This is a genomic window from Mesorhizobium sp. WSM4847, from assembly GCF_055811335.1.
This window is the reverse complement of the sequence record NZ_JBVVPY010000005.1, coordinates 63,822-79,808: the sequence shown is the minus strand read 5'-3', so window position 1 is coordinate 79,808 and position 15,987 is coordinate 63,822. Positions and strand designations below refer to the sequence as shown.

14 protein-coding genes are annotated in these 15,987 nt (G+C 61.6%); all 14 read left to right on the top strand.

The window, feature by feature from the left end:
- The first annotated feature begins 59 nt into the window (after positions 1-59).
- The 14 genes from AC0L28_RS08595 to glpK all read left to right on the top strand — a co-directional run bounded on the left by AC0L28_RS08595 (position 60) and on the right by glpK (position 15,920).
- Entirely contained in the window at positions 60-1,472 is a 1,413-nt protein-coding gene (locus tag AC0L28_RS08595; RefSeq protein WP_473476769.1) for a circularly permuted type 2 ATP-grasp protein, read from the top strand.
- Between the two features lie 215 nt (positions 1,473-1,687).
- A complete protein-coding gene (locus AC0L28_RS08590) occupies positions 1,688-2,629 on the top strand; it encodes an alpha-E domain-containing protein (RefSeq protein WP_473476767.1) in 942 nt (313 codons plus the stop codon).
- Between the two features lie 61 nt (positions 2,630-2,690).
- A complete protein-coding gene (locus AC0L28_RS08585) occupies positions 2,691-3,485 on the top strand; it encodes a transglutaminase family protein (RefSeq protein ID WP_287062681.1) in 795 nt (264 codons plus the stop codon).
- 32 nt (positions 3,486-3,517) lie between these two features.
- Positions 3,518-4,249: a proteasome-type protease gene (locus AC0L28_RS08580; protein WP_023801179.1), complete on the top strand. Its 732-nt coding sequence runs from the start codon at positions 3,518-3,520 to the stop codon at positions 4,247-4,249.
- A gap of 55 nt (positions 4,250-4,304) precedes the next feature.
- Complete coding sequence (locus tag AC0L28_RS08575) at positions 4,305-5,714, top strand: pyridoxal phosphate-dependent decarboxylase family protein (RefSeq protein ID WP_473476763.1); 1,410 nt, start codon at positions 4,305-4,307, stop codon at positions 5,712-5,714.
- A gap of 125 nt (positions 5,715-5,839) precedes the next feature.
- Positions 5,840-6,607 carry a DeoR/GlpR family DNA-binding transcription regulator gene (locus AC0L28_RS08570; RefSeq protein ID WP_128172387.1) on the top strand — a complete coding sequence of 256 codons (768 nt, stop codon included), beginning with the start codon at positions 5,840-5,842 and terminating at the stop codon, positions 6,605-6,607.
- 139 nt (positions 6,608-6,746) lie between these two features.
- Entirely contained in the window at positions 6,747-8,273 is a 1,527-nt protein-coding gene (gene glpD / locus AC0L28_RS08565) for a glycerol-3-phosphate dehydrogenase (protein ID WP_473476760.1), read from the top strand.
- 28 nt (positions 8,274-8,301) lie between these two features.
- The gene (locus tag AC0L28_RS08560; protein WP_287306975.1) at positions 8,302-9,384 is read left to right on the top strand and encodes an ABC transporter ATP-binding protein; all 1,083 of its coding nucleotides are present in this window, start codon (positions 8,302-8,304) and stop codon (positions 9,382-9,384) included.
- Between the two features lie 12 nt (positions 9,385-9,396).
- Entirely contained in the window at positions 9,397-10,467 is a 1,071-nt protein-coding gene (locus AC0L28_RS08555) for an ABC transporter ATP-binding protein (protein ID WP_023801184.1), read from the top strand.
- A gap of 2 nt (positions 10,468-10,469) precedes the next feature.
- Positions 10,470-11,336, top strand: a complete 867-nt coding sequence (locus tag AC0L28_RS08550; RefSeq protein WP_473476756.1) for a carbohydrate ABC transporter permease — start codon at positions 10,470-10,472, stop codon at positions 11,334-11,336.
- 43 nt (positions 11,337-11,379) lie between these two features.
- Entirely contained in the window at positions 11,380-12,258 is an 879-nt protein-coding gene (locus AC0L28_RS08545) for a carbohydrate ABC transporter permease (RefSeq protein WP_084833813.1), read from the top strand.
- A gap of 2 nt (positions 12,259-12,260) precedes the next feature.
- Positions 12,261-12,542, top strand: coding sequence for a DUF2160 domain-containing protein (locus AC0L28_RS08540; protein WP_023801186.1), 282 nt, complete (start codon positions 12,261-12,263; stop codon positions 12,540-12,542).
- A 71-nt stretch (positions 12,543-12,613) separates the two neighbouring features.
- Positions 12,614-14,338: an ABC transporter substrate-binding protein gene (locus AC0L28_RS08535; RefSeq protein ID WP_128172390.1), complete on the top strand. Its 1,725-nt coding sequence runs from the start codon at positions 12,614-12,616 to the stop codon at positions 14,336-14,338.
- Positions 14,339-14,426: 88 nt separating this feature from the next.
- A complete protein-coding gene (gene glpK, locus AC0L28_RS08530) occupies positions 14,427-15,920 on the top strand; it encodes a glycerol kinase GlpK (protein ID WP_473476752.1) in 1,494 nt (497 codons plus the stop codon).
- Positions 15,921-15,987 lie beyond the last annotated feature (67 nt).

Genomic DNA, 15,987 nt, shown 5'->3' with positions numbered 1-15,987 from the left:
CGATTGCGCTTGATTTTCTCCGGTGACGCCAGTGAAATGGCCTCACAGGGAGTAAGCGATTGGCAGCGTTCGACGAAATGCTTCCGGAAATCTCCGGATTGAGAAAACCGTATTCGGCTTACGATCGCTGGCTGAAGGAGCAGGATCCGGCCAGGCTTACCGAAAAGATGCAGGACGCCGAACGCGTCTTTCGCAAGACCGGCATCACCTTTGCCGTCTATGGCGAGCAGGAAGCCTCCGAGCGCCTTATCCCCTTCGACATCGTTCCGCGCATCATTTCCGGCAATGAATGGCGACGGCTGACGCAAGGCATCGAGCAGCGCGTCCAGGCGCTGAACGCCTTTCTCGACGATATCTACCACCGCCAGGAGATTTTGCGCGCCGGGCGCGTCCCCAAGGAATTGATCGCCAAGAACGAGGCATTCCTGCCGGAGATGATCGGAGTGAGGCCGCCGGCCGGCGTCTACACCCATATCATCGGCGTCGATATCGTTCGCATCAGCGAGAACGAATTCTACGTGCTGGAGGACAATGCGCGCACGCCGTCCGGCGTCTCCTACATGCTGGAGAACCGCGAGACGATGATGCAGCTCTTTCCCGAGCTGTTCCAGCAGATCAAGGTGCGGCCGGTGGAAAACTATCCGCAGCTCTTGCGCCAGTCGCTGGCGGCAGTGCGGCCGCAAGGCACCAAGGGCGCGCCGACCATTGCCGTGCTGACGCCGGGCAGCTTCAACTCCGCCTATTTCGAACATGCCTTCCTTGCCGACCAGATGGGTGTGCAGCTTGTCGAGGGGCAGGATCTGCGCGTCATCGATGGCCACGTCGCGATGCGCACGACCGAAGGCTACAAGCAGATCGACGTGCTTTATCGAAGGGTGGACGATTCTTTCCTCGATCCGCTGACCTTCCGTCCGGACTCGGCACTGGGTGTGCCGGGCATCATGGATGTCTACCGTGCCGGCAACATCACCATCGCCAATGCCCCGGGAACCGGCATCGCGGACGACAAGGCGATCTATTCCTACATGCCCGAGATCGTTGAATTCTACACCGGTCGTAAAGCGATCCTCGGCAACATCCCGACCTGGCGTTGCTCGGAGCCGGACAGCCTGAAATACGTGCTCGAACATATCGACGAGCTGGTGGTGAAGGAGGTGCATGGCTCCGGCGGCTACGGCATGCTGGTCGGGCCGGCGGCAACCAAGAAGGAATGCGAGGATTTTTCCAAGAAACTCGCGGCAAAACCGTCGAACTACATCGCCCAGCCGACGCTGGCATTGTCGACCTGTCCGATTCTGACCGACAAGGGACTGGCGCCGCGCCATGTCGATCTCAGGCCCTACGTGCTGGTATCTGATCGCATCCAGATCGTGCCGGGCGGGCTGACGCGTGTGGCGCTGAAGGAAGGCTCGCTGGTGGTCAATTCGTCCCAGGGCGGCGGAACGAAGGATACTTGGGTGCTGGATGATTAGAGTGGGAAGTAGAGAGTAGGGAAAAGCGAGTAGTGAATAGTGAATAGTGAATAGTGAATAGTGAATAGTGAATAGTGAATAGTGAATAGATAAGGATGACATGTCGTTGATGTTGGTGAAATGCCCTGAAGTGAAGCACGCGGCGTCGTGCCCTGGAAAAATTTGGCCATTCACCATTCACCATTCACTACTCACCGTCCGAAGGACCGCGTAGAATGCTTCTCGGCCGCACCGCCAACGGGCTCTACTGGATGAACCGCTACATCGAGCGGGCGGAAAACATGGCGCGGCTGGTCGATGCCGGGCTGCGCATGGCGCTGACCCGAACCCAGAACGCTTCCGAAGAGTGGAATTCGGTGCTGCTCAGTGCCGGTTCGGACGCCGCCTTCACGCAGAAATATCAGGACTATACCGCCGCCAACGTTGCCGATTTCCTGCTGCGCGACACATCCAACCCGTCGAGCACGATGACGTCGATCGAAACGGCCCGTAACAATGCCCGCATGGTGCGCACCGCATTGACGCGCGAGACCTGGGAGAGCATCAACGAAGCCTGGATGTCGCTCAAGCGCATGCTGGCCAAGCCGATCGACGAACGCGACCTACCCAGCGTGCTCGACGCGATCAAGCGCGAAACGGCACTGATCCGCGGCTCGTTCTACGGTACCATGCTGCGCAACGAGATCTTCGATTTCTCGCAGCTCGGCACTTATGTCGAACGCGCCGACAATACGGCGCGCATCCTGGACGTGAAATACTACGTGCTGTTGCCGTCGATCTCGTGGGTCGGCTCCACGCTCGACAACTACCAGTGGGAATCGATCCTGCGTTCGGTGTCGGCGCATCGCTCCTATCGCTGGGTCTACGAGGCCGACTACAAGCCGAGCAACATTGCCGACTATCTGATCCTCAACGTTCGCATGCCGCGCTCGCTGACCTTCTGCTACCGTTTCCTGACGGAGCATCTCAGATTCCTGGGCGACGATTATGGTGAGCGCCATGCCTGTCATGTGACAGCCGGCAAGACCCAGGCCATGCTGGCCGCCGGCTCGATCAAGGACATATTCGACGCCGGCCTGCATGAATTCCTGGCCAATTTCATCCGCGACAACATCAGGCTCGGCGACGAGATCGCGCAGGACTACAGGTTTAATTGAGCATGATCCCGGAAAGTGGAAGCCGGTTTCCGGGAAAGATCATGCTCAGGGGACGAGAGCAATGCGGCTGAAGATCACTCACCGGACCGAGTACCGCTACGATGCGCCGGTGCACTATCTGTTACAGCGGCTGCGGCTGCTTCCAGTGAGCGGACCGACACAGACCGTCTTGTCCTGGGCGCTGAAGATCGAAGGGGCACGCGAAGAGGTGCGCTTCACCGACCATTTCGGCAACGACACGCGGCTTTTGAGCGTCGAAGGTGAGCGCGATTTCATCACCGTCGAGGCATCGGGCGAGGTGGTGACACGCGACACATCAGGCGTCAGCGGGCCACATCAGGGCTTCGCGCCGCTGTGGTTGTTTGGCCAGGAAACGCCGTTGACCACGATAGGCGGCGGTATTCGCGAACTCGCGGCCTCGGTCGGCGAGGGGGCCGATATCGAAAGGTTGCACCGGCTGATGGCGGTGATCGGCGAGCGCGTCGCCTATACGCCGGGCACCACCAACGCGGCGACCCCGGCCGAGGACGCGCTGGCGCTCAAGACCGGCGTCTGCCAGGACCACAGCCACATCTTTGCCGCCGCCGCGCGGGCCATGGGGTTTCCGGCCCGCTACGTCAGCGGCTATTTGATGATGGATGCGGCGGTCGAGCAGGCGGCGAGCCATGCCTGGGCCGAAGCGCATGTTGCGGGCCTTGGCTGGGTCGCGTTCGACGTCGCCAACGGCATTTCGCCCGACGAACGCTATGTGAAGGTGGCAACCGGCCGTGATTACCGCGATGCCACGCCCGTTTCAGGAATTCGACTGGGACAAGCGGAAGAACAGCTTGCGGTGACCGTCACCGTGGAGCAGTAATCCCCGGCAAGATTTGCTGCCAAAGGGATTCGATGACCTATTGCGTCGGCTTGAAGATCGATCGCGGGCTCGTGTTCATGTCGGACACGCGCACCAATGCCGGCATGGATTCGATCTCTACCTTCAAGAAGATGCATGTCTGGGAGCAGCCGGGCGAGCGCGTCATCGTGCTGATGTCGGCCGGCAATCTGGCGACGACGCAAGCTGTCGTCAGCCTGCTCGACGAGCGCACCAAGGCGGTGGCCGATCGCCACGCCACGCTGCTTGAAACGCCGTCCATGTACCAGACGGTGCGGCTGGTCGGCGACACCGTCAAGGAAGTCATCGCCAGTTCGTCGCCGGCGGGCGAAAAGGCCGATTCTTACTTCAATGCCTCCTTCATCCTCGGCGGCCAGATCAAGGGCAGCGCGCCGCGGCTGTTCATGATCTACCCGGAAGGCAATTTCATCGAATCGACCGAAGACACGCCGTTCTTCCAGATCGGCGAGACCAAATACGGCAAGCCGATCATCATCCGCGCCTATGAGAAGGCGATGAGTTTCGCCGAGACGGTGAAACTGCTGCTGGTGTCGTTCGACTCGACGCTGAAATCGAACCTGTCGGTCGGTCTGCCGCTCGACCTGCTGTTCTACGAAAAGGACGCCTTCAAGGTCAGCCTGAAGAAGCGGATCGCCCAGGACGACCAATATTATCGGACGATCTCGGACGGCTGGTCGAATGCACTGAAGGCTGCTTTTGCGAGCCTGCCTGACTTTCCCGAGTGAAAGCCTCCGTTTTTCGTGCTCTTTGATCGCTAGGCCCGATGCGACGGAGAGCAAGATGAATAGCAACGAATTCCGGGAATGGTCGCTCCGCGCGGCCGAATGGGGTGCCGACTACAGGAGCACACTTCGCGAAAGACCGGTGCGGCCGCTCGTCGAACCGGGCGAAATCTCCAGAAGCATCGACGTCTCGCCGCCGGAACATGGCGAAACGATGCAGGCAATCTTCGCCGACTTCGAGCGCAAAATCCTGCCCGGCATGACGCATTGGCAGCATCCGCGCTTCTTCGCCTATTTCCCGGCCAATGCCGCACCGGTCTCGGTGGTGGCCGAATATCTGGTCTCGGTTATGGCCGCGCAATGCATGCTCTGGCAAACTTCGCCGGCAGCGACCGAACTCGAGACGCGCGTCGTCGACTGGATGCGTCAGGCGCTTGGCCTGCCGGAAGGGTTTTCCGGCGTCATGCAGGATTCGGCATCGTCGGCGACGCTCGCCGCCGTGCTCACCATGCGCGAGCGCGCGCTCGACTGGCAGGGCAACAAGAAGGGCCTGCAAGGCCAGCCGATATTGCGCGTCTATTCTTCCGATCAGGTCCACACCTCCATCGACCGGGCGATCTGGGTGTCGGGCGTCGGCGAGGACAATCTCGTGCGTATTCCGGTTGCCGGCCGCTTTCGCGCCATGGATGTCGCAGCTCTCGAATCGGCTGTCGTTGCCGACCGGCAGGCGGGCATGCTGCCGGCCGGCATCATCGCCTGCGTCGGCGGCACCAGCACCGGCGGCACCGATGATATCGCCGGCGTCGCCGCGGTGGCGAAACGGCACGGCCTCTATCTGCATGTCGATGCCGCCTGGGCCGGATCGGCGATGATATGTCCGGAATACCGGCATTTCTGGGCGGGCGTGGAGCAGGCGGATTCCATCGTCTTCAACCCGCACAAATGGCTGGGCGCGCAGTTCGACTGCTCGGTGCAGTTCATCCGCCGGCCGGAAGACCTGGTGCGGACGCTGGCCATCAAACCGGACTACCTGGAGACGCATGGGCGCGACGGCATCATCAACTATTCCGAATGGTCGGTGCCGCTCGGGCGGCGCTTTCGCGCACTGAAACTCTGGTTCCTGCTGCGCGCCCACGGGCTGGAAAATCTGCGGACCATGATCCGCAACCATGTCGCCTGGAGCGAAGGGCTGGCCGAGCGGCTGGCCAGGGAACCGGATTTCGAGATCGCCTCGGAGCCGATGCTGTCGCTGTTCTCGTTCCGGCATCGGGCGGCCGGCACCGATTCGGACGAACACAACCTGCGGCTGGTCAACGCGATCAACGACGATGGCCGCATCTACCTGACGCAGACACGGGTGGACGGGCAGGTCGCGATCCGCTTTCAGGTCGGCCAGTTCGAGACGACGGCGGCGGATGTCGACACCGCATTCGGGGTCATCACCGAAATCTCCCGCCGGCTGGCCTGAATTGGTCGGCGAAGTTGCGTCGAGGTTTGTCTTTGGACGCATGCATTTTTCGTTAGCCGCCCCATGCCTTTTCACCGCTTTCGTTTTTCGCTATAGACAAGGAAAACGAAAACGGAAGGTCCCCAATGTATCTGTCGCCGCGTCATTCCGAGATCATCCAGATGGCCAAGGACAATGGCCGCGTGCTGGTCGAGGATCTGGCAACGCATTTCAACGTGACGCCGCAGACCATCCGCAAGGACCTCAACGATCTGTGCGACCAGCGCCTGCTTTCCCGTATCCATGGCGGGGCGCTGTTCCCGTCCGGCATCGAAAACATGGAATATGAGGCGAGGCGCAAGATCGCCGCCGACGAGAAGGAGGCGATCGGCCGCGCCGCAGCCAGGCTGATCCCGGACAACGCCTCGCTGTTCATCAATATCGGCACCACGACGGAGTCGGTCAGCAAGGCGCTTCTCGATCATGCCGGCCTGATGGTCATCACCAATAATATCAATGTTGCGAACAGGATGCGCATATATCCTTCCATCGAAGTTGTTATTGCCGGCGGCGTCGTGCGGGGTTCCGACGGCGGTGTGGTCGGCGAGGCGGCGGTCGATTTCATCAGGCAGTTCAAAGTCGACTACGCGGTGATCGGCGCCTCGGCGATCGACCATGACGGTGCGTTGCTCGATTTCGATTTTCGCGAGGTGAAGGTGGCGCAGGCGATCATCGCCAATGCCCGGCATGTCATCCTCGTTTCCGACCAGACCAAGTTCGAGCGGACGGCGCCGGTTCGCATCGGCCACTTGTCGCAGGTCAACACTTTCATCACCGACCGCTGCGACATCCCGTCGGTGCGCAAGATCTGCCAGGAAGCAGAGGTTCAACTGATCGAAACCTCGCTCTCCTAGATGGGACCGTTGATGGTGCCGTTGCGGCAACTCCCGCTGTTTAGATTTCGTTTGACATTCGTTCCTATTTCGAAATAATCCCGACACGGTTTCGTAAAAACCTAAAAATGCTGCAATGCGAAATCCGGGAGGACTTTTTGTGAGCGCATCCCCGATCCATGACATCTTCGTCATCGGTGGCGGTATCAACGGCTGCGGCATTGCCCGCGATGCGGTTGGGCGCGGCTTCTCGGTGTTCCTTGCCGAGATGAACGATCTGGCCAGCGGCACGTCCTCGGGCTCGACCAAACTGATCCATGGCGGCTTGCGCTATCTGGAGTTCTATGAGTTCCGCCTGGTGCGCGAGGCGCTGATGGAGCGCGAGATCCTCTGGAAGAACGCGCCGCACATCATCTGGCCGATGCGCTTCGTGCTGCCCTATGCCAAGGGCCTGCGCCCGGCCTGGCTGATCAGGCTCGGCCTTTTCCTCTACGACCACATTGGCGGGCGCAAATTGCTGCCGGCGACCAAGACGCTGGACATGGCGAACGACCCAGCCGGCAAGCCGCTGAAGCCGTTGTTTCGCAAGGCCTTCGAATATTCCGACGGCTGGGTCAACGATGCGCGGCTGGTGGCGTTGAACGCCCGCGACGCCGCCGATCGCGGCGCAACGATCCGAACCCGCACGAAAGTCGTCGGCGCACGCCGTGAAGGCGAGTTTTGGACGGTCAGGCTGCAAAACACGCAGACCGGCGACACCGAGGAGGTCAAGGCGCGGCTTTTGGTCAACGCCGCGGGCCCATGGGTCGACCACGTGCTGTCAGCTACCGTCGGCTTGAACGACGTGCACAATGTCCGGCTGGTACAGGGCAGCCATATCGTCATCAGCAAGAAATTCGACGATCCGCGCGCCTATTTCTTTCAGAACAAGGATGGCCGCATCATCTTTGCCATCCCCTACGAAGAAGAGTTCACGCTGATCGGCACCACCGACCAAGACTTTTCCGGCGACCCGCGCGACGTGAAGATCAGCGATGCCGAGATCGATTACCTCTGTGCTGCGGCGAGCGAATATTTCGCGCAACCGGTCAAGCGTTCGGACATCGTCTGGACCTATTCCGCCGTGCGCCCGCTTTATGACGACGGCGCCTCGAAGGCGCAGGAAGCGACCCGCGACTATGTGTTGAAGACCGACGGCGGCGAAGGCACGGCGCCGATCGTCAACACCTTCGGCGGCAAGATCACCACCTATCGCCGGCTTTCGGAATCGATGCTCGAGAAAATCGAGGGTTTACTCGGCAAGCGCGGCAAGCCGTGGACGGCAAACGCGCCGCTGCCGGGCGGCGATTTCCCGGCGCGCGGCTTCGACGCCGAAGTGGCGAAACTGAAGACGGCCTATCCGTTCCTCGATGCGCGTCTGGCGCGCCGCCTGACCCGGCTTTACGGGACTCGCGCAAGGATGCTGCTGGGCCTCGCCAGGTCGAATGCCGACCTTGGCCGCAACTTTGGCGCCGATCTCTACGAGGCCGAGGTGCGCTACCTCGTTCAAAATGAATGGGCGATGACGGCCGAAGATGTATTGTGGCGCAGGACCAAGCGCGGCCTGCAACTGAGCCGCGAGCAGGCGGCAGCGCTCGACGAATTCATGCGCGGGATAAGCCGGCGCCATGTCGCGGCTGCCGAATAGTCATGCAGAAAGCCTGGGAGGAGGCATCATGCTGGAACTGAAAAACGTGTCGAAGACGGTCGGCGCGGCGGAGCACATACGCGACGTGTCGCTGACGCTTCAGCACGGCTCGCTCAACGTCCTGCTCGGGCCGACGCTTTCCGGCAAGACCAGCCTGATGCGGCTGATGGCCGGCCTTGACGTGCCGACATCCGGCTCGGTCTGGTTCGATGGCAAGGATGTCACCGGCATCCCGGTGCAGAAGCGCAACGTCGCCATGGTCTACCAGCAGTTCATCAACTATCCGGCTATGACCGTTTACGAGAATATCGCCTCGCCGCTGAGGGTGGCCGGTGCCGAGCGGGCAAAGATCGACAAGGAGGTACGCAATGCCGCAGCCCTTCTCAAGCTGACGCCCTTTCTCGACCGCACGCCGCTCAGCCTCTCCGGCGGCCAGCAGCAGCGCACCGCGCTGGCACGCGCCATCGTCAAGAACGCCAGCCTCGTGCTGCTCGACGAGCCGCTCGCCAACCTCGACTACAAGCTGCGCGAGGAGTTGCGCGCGGAATTGCCGAAGATTTTTGCGGCAACCGGCACCATCTTCGTCTACGCCACGACCGAGCCGCACGAAGCCTTGCTGCTCGGCGGCAACACGGCGACGCTTTCCGAAGGCCGCATCACCCAATTCGGCCCGACGATCGACGTCTTCCGCAGGCCGAACGACCTTGTCACGGCCAGGACGTTCGCCGATCCGCCGCTCAACACGATCGTGCTGAAGAAGAGCGGTTCGAGCTTCCTTCTTGAAGGTGGGGTGAGCCTCCCGGTGCCGGCTGAACTCGTCGGTATTGCCGATACGAGTTACACGATCGGCTTCCAGCCCCACCATCTCTCCCTTGCCCGGCCGAGCCCGTCGGCGGTGGCGGTGAGAGCCAAGGTCTCGGTCACCGAGATCACCGGTTCTGAAAGTTTCGTGCATCTCGACTTCGCCGATGTCCGCTGGGTCATGCTTGAGCACGGCATCCTGGTGTTCGAGCCGGACCAGACCATCGAGGTGTTCATCGACCCGCGGCACATCATGGTGTTCGACGCGAACGGCCGCTCGGCCGCGCCGCCACAGATGCTGGCGGCTTGAGGAGGAGGGCACATGGCGCGCATCGACTGCAATCACATCCGCCACGCCTACGGGCCGCATCCGAAGTCGGACAAGGACTATGCGCTGAAGGAGGTGCATCACGCCTTCGAGGACGGCGGCGCCTATGCGCTGCTGGGGCCGTCGGGCTGCGGCAAGACCACGCTGCTCAACATCATTTCCGGCCTGTTGTATCCGTCGCACGGCGAGCTTCTGTTCGACGGCAAGGACGTGACCAATCTGTCGACGCAGGAGCGCAATATAGCTCAGGTGTTCCAGTTCCCGGTCATCTACGACACCATGACCGTCTACGACAATTTGGCCTTCCCGCTGCGCAACCGCGGCGTTGCGGAACCCGACGTCGACCGCAAGGTGCGTGAAACCCTTGACATGACCGGTCTGGCCGACATGGCCAAGCGAAAGGCGAGGGGGCTGACGGCTGACCAGAAGCAGAAGATCTCGCTCGGACGTGGGCTGGTGCGCTCCGATGTCAACGCGATCCTGTTCGACGAGCCGCTGACCGTCATCGACCCGCATATGAAATGGGTGCTGCGTTCGCAGTTGAAGCAGTTGCACAGGCGCTTCGGCTTCACCATGGTCTACGTCACGCACGACCAGACCGAGGCGCTCACCTTCGCCGAAAACGTCGTCGTCATGTATGAGGGCGAGATCGTTCAGATCGGCTCGCCAGCCGAACTGTTCGAGCGCCCCAAGCATACATTCGTCGGCTATTTCATCGGCTCGCCGGGCATGAACGTCATGCCGGTCGCGGTCGAAGGCAGGAGCGCGCGGCTCGGCAGCCAGACGATCGAATTGCCGGGCGCGCCCAAGGCCGGGATCACCGGTGCGATCGAGCTCGGCATCCGCCCCGAATATGTCAGGCTTGGCGCCAGCGGCATGCCGGTTTCAATCCGCAAGGTCGAGGATATCGGCCGCCACAAGGTGGTGCGCGCCAGCTTCGAAGGCCGCGACATCGCGGCGATCATCGGCGAGGACGAGGACATTCCCGCCGATCCGAAGATCGCTTTCGACCCGGCCGGCATCAACATCTATGCCGATTCCTGGCGCGTCGAGATGGGAGGCTGAGCATGGAAAGGACCTGGAACAACAAGGCCTGGTTCATGGTGCTGCCGGTGCTGTTGCTGGTGGCCTTCTCGGCGATCATCCCGCTGATGACGGTCGTGAATTATTCGGTGCAGGACACTTTCGGCAACAACGTCTTCTTCTGGGCGGGTTCGGAATGGTTTGAGGAAATCCTGCATTCCGACCGGTTTTGGGAAGCGATGGGCCGCAACCTGATTTTCTCGGCCATCATCCTGGTCATCGAGATTCCGCTCGGCATCTTCATCGCGCTCAACATGCCGAAGAAGGGCTGGGGCGTTCCGGTCTGCCTGGTGCTGATGGCGCTGCCGCTGCTCATCCCGTGGAACGTTGTCGGCACGATCTGGCAGGTGTTCGGCCGCGTCGATATCGGCCTGCTCGGATATACGCTGCGGGCGCTCGGCTTCGACTACAACTATGTCAACGACCCGTTCGACGCCTGGATCACCGTCATTGTCATGGACGTCTGGCACTGGACGAGCCTCGTCGTCCTGCTCTGCTACGCAGGGTTGGTCTCGATCCCCGACGCCTATTACCAGGCGGCCAAGATCGACGGCGCCTCGCGCTGGGCGATCTTCCGCTACATCCAGCTGCCGAAGATGAACCGGGTGCTGCTGATCGCGGTTCTGTTGCGCTTCATGGACAGTTTCATGATCTATACCGAACCGTTCGTCGTGACCGGCGGCGGGCCCGGCAACACCACCACTTTCCTGTCGATCGATCTGGTGAAGCTGGCCATCGGCGAGTTCAACCTCGGTGAGGCGGCGGCCATGTCGATCATCTATTTCCTGATTGTCATGCTCCTGTCCTGGGTGTTCTACACCGTCATGACAGCCTACGATGCGGAGCGGTGAGATGGCGCGCCTCGACGAAACCACGGCCAACGAACGAACGCTGATGCGGCAGACCCCCGCTACAGCGGAAGCGCAGACGGCGAACGCCGCGCTGGCCCGCAAGATGCGGCGACGCGGCGAGGAGTCACGGTTCTGGTGGCTGGTGCCGACGATCTACATCATCTTCCTGATGCTGCCGATCTATTGGCTGGTCAATATGAGCTTCAAGACCAACCAGGAGATCCTCGGCGCCTTCTCGCTTTGGCCGAGAAACCCGACGCTTGCCAATTACGCGGTCATTTTCAATGATCCGTCGTGGTACAGGGGCTACATCAACTCGATCATCTATGTGGTTATGAACACGGTGATTTCCGTCGCCGTGGCGCTTCCGGCAGCCTATGCCTTCTCGCGCTACCGCTTCCTCGGTGACAAGCACCTGTTTTTCTGGCTGCTGACCAACCGCATGGCGCCGCCGGCGGTGTTCGCGCTGCCGTTCTTCCAGCTCTATTCGGCTTTCGGCCTGATCGACACCCATATCGCCGTGGCGCTGGCGCACTGCCTGTTCAACGTGCCGCTGGCGGTCTGGATCCTTGAAGGCTTCATGTCGGGCGTGCCGAAGGAAATCGACGAGACCGCCTATATCGACGGCTATTCCTTCCCGCGCTTCTTCCTGAAGATATTCATGCCGCTGATCGCGAGCGGCGTTGGCGTCGCGGCCTTCTTCTGCTTCATGTTCTCGTGGGTGGAACTGCTGATCGCGCGGACGCTGACCACGACCGCGGCAAAACCGATAGCCGCGATCATGACGCGGACGGTTTCGGCCTCGGGCCTCGACTGGGGCGTGCTGGCCGCAGCCGGCGTGCTCACCATCATACCGGGTGCGCTCGTCATCTGGTTCGTGCGAAATTATATCGCCAAGGGCTTTGCCCTGGGGAGGGTGTGATCATGAGCTTCTCCTGGATGGCCTGGACCTGGCCGACCGCCGCCTTCTTCGGCACCATCTTCCTGCTGCTCTGCGGCATGGCGGTCTGGGAATACGCCTCGCCTGGCGGCAATCCGCGCATCGGCGTCTTGCGCTTCGAGACGACGCGCGGCGACCGTCTCTTCCTATCGCTGCTTGGCAGCGCCTTTATCCATCTCGCTTGGCTGGGTCTTGTCGGACCCAACCTGTGGTGGGCTCTCGCTCTCTCCGTGGTCTACGCCATCGGCGTGTTCCGCTACGTATAGAGGGGGAAACTGTTGGAGCGTGCCCGGGGCTGCTCCAGATAGCACTTAGAACTGAACAGTGGAGGAAACACATGCGAAGGCAATTTCTGACGTCAACGACTGCTCTGGTCCTGCTCCTCGGAGCCGGCCAGGCCTATGCTGGAATGGACGAAGCCAAGGCGTTTCTCGACGCCGAGATCAAGGACATGTCGACGCTCGACCGCGCCGCCCAGGAAGCCGAGATGCAGTGGTTCATCGATGCTGCAAAACCCTTTGCGGGCATGGACATCAAGGTCGTCTCGGAAACCATCACGACGCACTCTTATGAATCGACGACGCTGGCCAAGGCGTTCGCCGACATCACCGGCATCAAAGTCACCCATGATCTGATCGGCGAAGGCGATGTTGTCGAAAAGCTGCAGACGCAAATGCAGTCGGGCGAAAACATCTACGACGCCTATGTCAACGACTCCGACCTGATCGGCACCCATTGGCGCTACCAGCAGGCACGCAGCCTGACCGACTGGATGGCGAACGAGGGCAAGGACGTCACCAACCCGAACCTCGACCTCGCCGACTTCATCGGCACCAAGTTCACGACGGCTCCGGACGGCGACCTTTACCAACTGCCCGACCAGCAGTTCGCCAACCTCTACTGGTTCCGCTACGACTGGTTCAACGACGAGAAGAACAAGGCGGACTTCAAGGCGAAGTACGGCTACGACCTCGGCGTTCCCGTCAACTGGTCGGCCTATGAGGACATTGCCGCCTTCTTCACCGGCCGCGAGATCGACGGCAAGAAGGTCTACGGCCATATGGACTACGGCAAGAAGGACCCGTCGCTCGGCTGGCGCTTCACCGATGCCTGGCTTTCGATGGCCGGCAATGGTGACAAGGGGCTGCCGAATGGTCTTCCGGTTGACGAATGGGGCATTAAGGTCGACGAGAAGTCGCGGCCCGTCGGCTCCTGCGTGGCTCGCGGCGGCGACACCAACGGTCCGGCGTCGGTCTATGCCATCCAGAAATATCTCGACTGGATGAAGGCTTACGCTCCGGCCGCGGCCCAGGGCATGACCTTCTCGGAATCCGGACCGGTTCCGGCGCAGGGCGAAATTGCCCAGCAGATGTTCATGTACACGGCCTTCACCGCCAACATGGTGGAGGACGGCCTTCCCGTCGTGAACGAGGACGGTACGCCGAAATGGCGCTTCGCTCCGTCGCCGCATGGCGTGTACTGGAAGGACGGCATGAAGCTCGGCTACCAGGACGTGGGTTCCTGGACGCTGCTCAAGTCGACGCCTGACGACCGCGCCAAGGCAGCCTGGCTTTACGCGCAGTTCGTCACCTCGAAGACAGTCGACGTTAAGAAAGCCCATGTCGGCCTGACGCTGATCCGCGAGAGCACGATCCAGCACAAGAGCTTCACGGACCGCGCCCCGAAGCTCGGCGGCCTGATCGAGTTCTACCGCTCGCCGGCCCGCGTCCAGTGGTCGCCGACGGGTACGAACGTCCCTGACTATCCGAAGCTGGCACAGCTTTGGTGGCAGGCGATCGGCGACGCCTCGTCGGGTGCCAAAACTCCGCAGGAGGCGATGGACTCGCTCTGTGCCGAGCAGGAAGAGGTGCTTGAGCGCCTCGAGCGCGCCGGCGTGCAGGGCGACATCGGACCGAAACTCGCCGAGGAAAAGACCCTGGAGGAGTGGAACGCCGATGCCGTCGCCAAGGGCAATCTCGCGCCGCAGCTGAAGATCGAGCCGGAGAAGGACAAGCCGCAGACCATCAACTACGACGAGCTGGTCAAGAGCTGGAGCAACTGAGCATCGGTCCGGGCGTTCGCGCCCGCATCGCACCAATCGGGGGAGGCGGCATCTTGCCGTCTCCCCTGTTTGCGCCGAGGGAGTGAGAATGACTGGCTTTATCCTAGCAATCGACCAGGGGACGACATCGAGCCGGGCGATCCTGTTCGACGGTGACATGATGGTCGTGGGCAGCGGCCAGAAGGAATTTACCCAGCATTATCCGGCCTCCGGCTGGGTAGAGCATGATCCGGAGGAAATCTGGTCGAGTGTCGTGGCGACGGCGAAGGCTGCGCTGAAGAGCGCCGGCCGCGATGCGTCGGATGTCGCGGCCATCGGAATCACCAACCAGCGCGAGACCGTCGTCATCTGGGACAGGGCGACCGGCAGGCCGATCCATAACGCGATCGTCTGGCAGGACCGCCGCACCGCGCCGCTGTGCCAGAAATTGAAGAAGCAGGGGTTGGAGAAGAAGTTCACCAGGAAGACCGGCCTGCTGCTCGATCCCTATTTCTCCGGCACCAAGATCGCCTGGATGCTGGACAAGGTGAAGGGCGCCAGAAAACGCGCCGAGAACGGCGAATTGCTGGCCGGCACCATCGACAGCTTTCTGATCTGGCGGCTGACCGGCGGCAAGGTTCACGCCACCGATGCCACCAACGCCTCGCGCACGCTGGTCTACAACATCGAAAAGAATGGATGGGACGACGAGCTCCTGGCCATTCTTGGTATACCGGCAAGAATGCTGCCGCAGGTGAAGGATTGCGCCGACGACTATGGAATCACAGAGAAAAGCCTGTTCGGCGCAGAGATAAAGATCCTCGGTGTGGCTGGCGACCAGCACGCGGCGACCATCGGCCAGGCCTGTTTCGAGCCGGGCATGATGAAATCGACCTATGGCACCGGCTGCTTCGCGCTGCTCAACACCGGCAGCGATCTGGTGCGCTCGAAGAACCGTCTGTTGACGACCATTGCCTACAGGCTGAACGGCAAGACCACCTATGCGCTGGAAGGGTCGATCTTCATCGCAGGTGCTGCCGTGCAATGGCTGCGCGACGGCATCAAGGTGATCGGCAAGGCCGAGCAGAGCGGCGTGCTGGCGGCGAGCGCCGACCCGACCCAACAAGTCTACCTGGTGCCGGCTTTCGTCGGGCTTGGCGCGCCGCACTGGGACGCCGAGGCGCGCGGCGCCATCTTCGGGCTGACCCGCAATTCGGGCCCGGCGGAATTTGCCCGTGCCGCACTCGAATCCGTCGCGTTCCAGACGCGCGACCTGCTCGATGCGATGCGCAGGGACTGGAAGAGCGCATCAGCGAAGACCGTTCTCAGGGTCGATGGCGGCATGGTGGCGTCGGACTGGACGATGCAGCGGCTTGCCGACATCCTCGATGCGCCGGTCGACCGCCCGACCATCCTGGAGACGACGGCGCTCGGCGCGGCATGGCTAGCCGGCTCGAAGGCCGGCGTCTGGCCGAAGACAAGGGAATTCGCCAGGAGCTGGGCGCTGGAGCGACGGTTTCGACCGGACATGGATGCATCGGTCCGTTCCGCAAAGCTGGCGGGTTGGCGCCATGCTGTGCGACGGACACTGAGCACGCTGTAGATTCGCGCTCCGAAAAGAAAAGCCTGCGCCGTTGCCGGCGCAGGCTTTTCAAGAAGCTTTATTCAAC

Coding starts and splice junctions, on each gene's coding strand:
- AC0L28_RS08550 (WP_473476756.1), top strand. CDS start 10,470: ATGGAAAGGACCTGGAACAACAAGGCCTGGTTCATGGTGCTGCCGGTG.
- AC0L28_RS08575 (WP_473476763.1), top strand. CDS start 4,305: ATGAATAGCAACGAATTCCGGGAATGGTCGCTCCGCGCGGCCGAATGG.
- AC0L28_RS08555 (WP_023801184.1), top strand. CDS start 9,397: ATGGCGCGCATCGACTGCAATCACATCCGCCACGCCTACGGGCCGCAT.
- AC0L28_RS08570 (WP_128172387.1), top strand. CDS start 5,840: ATGTATCTGTCGCCGCGTCATTCCGAGATCATCCAGATGGCCAAGGAC.
- AC0L28_RS08535 (WP_128172390.1), top strand. CDS start 12,614: ATGCGAAGGCAATTTCTGACGTCAACGACTGCTCTGGTCCTGCTCCTC.
- AC0L28_RS08540 (WP_023801186.1), top strand. CDS start 12,261: ATGAGCTTCTCCTGGATGGCCTGGACCTGGCCGACCGCCGCCTTCTTC.
- AC0L28_RS08580 (WP_023801179.1), top strand. CDS start 3,518: ATGACCTATTGCGTCGGCTTGAAGATCGATCGCGGGCTCGTGTTCATG.
- AC0L28_RS08545 (WP_084833813.1), top strand. CDS start 11,380: ATGCGGCAGACCCCCGCTACAGCGGAAGCGCAGACGGCGAACGCCGCG.
- AC0L28_RS08590 (WP_473476767.1), top strand. CDS start 1,688: ATGCTTCTCGGCCGCACCGCCAACGGGCTCTACTGGATGAACCGCTAC.
- AC0L28_RS08560 (WP_287306975.1), top strand. CDS start 8,302: ATGCTGGAACTGAAAAACGTGTCGAAGACGGTCGGCGCGGCGGAGCAC.
- glpK (WP_473476752.1), top strand. CDS start 14,427: ATGACTGGCTTTATCCTAGCAATCGACCAGGGGACGACATCGAGCCGG.
- AC0L28_RS08585 (WP_287062681.1), top strand. CDS start 2,691: ATGCGGCTGAAGATCACTCACCGGACCGAGTACCGCTACGATGCGCCG.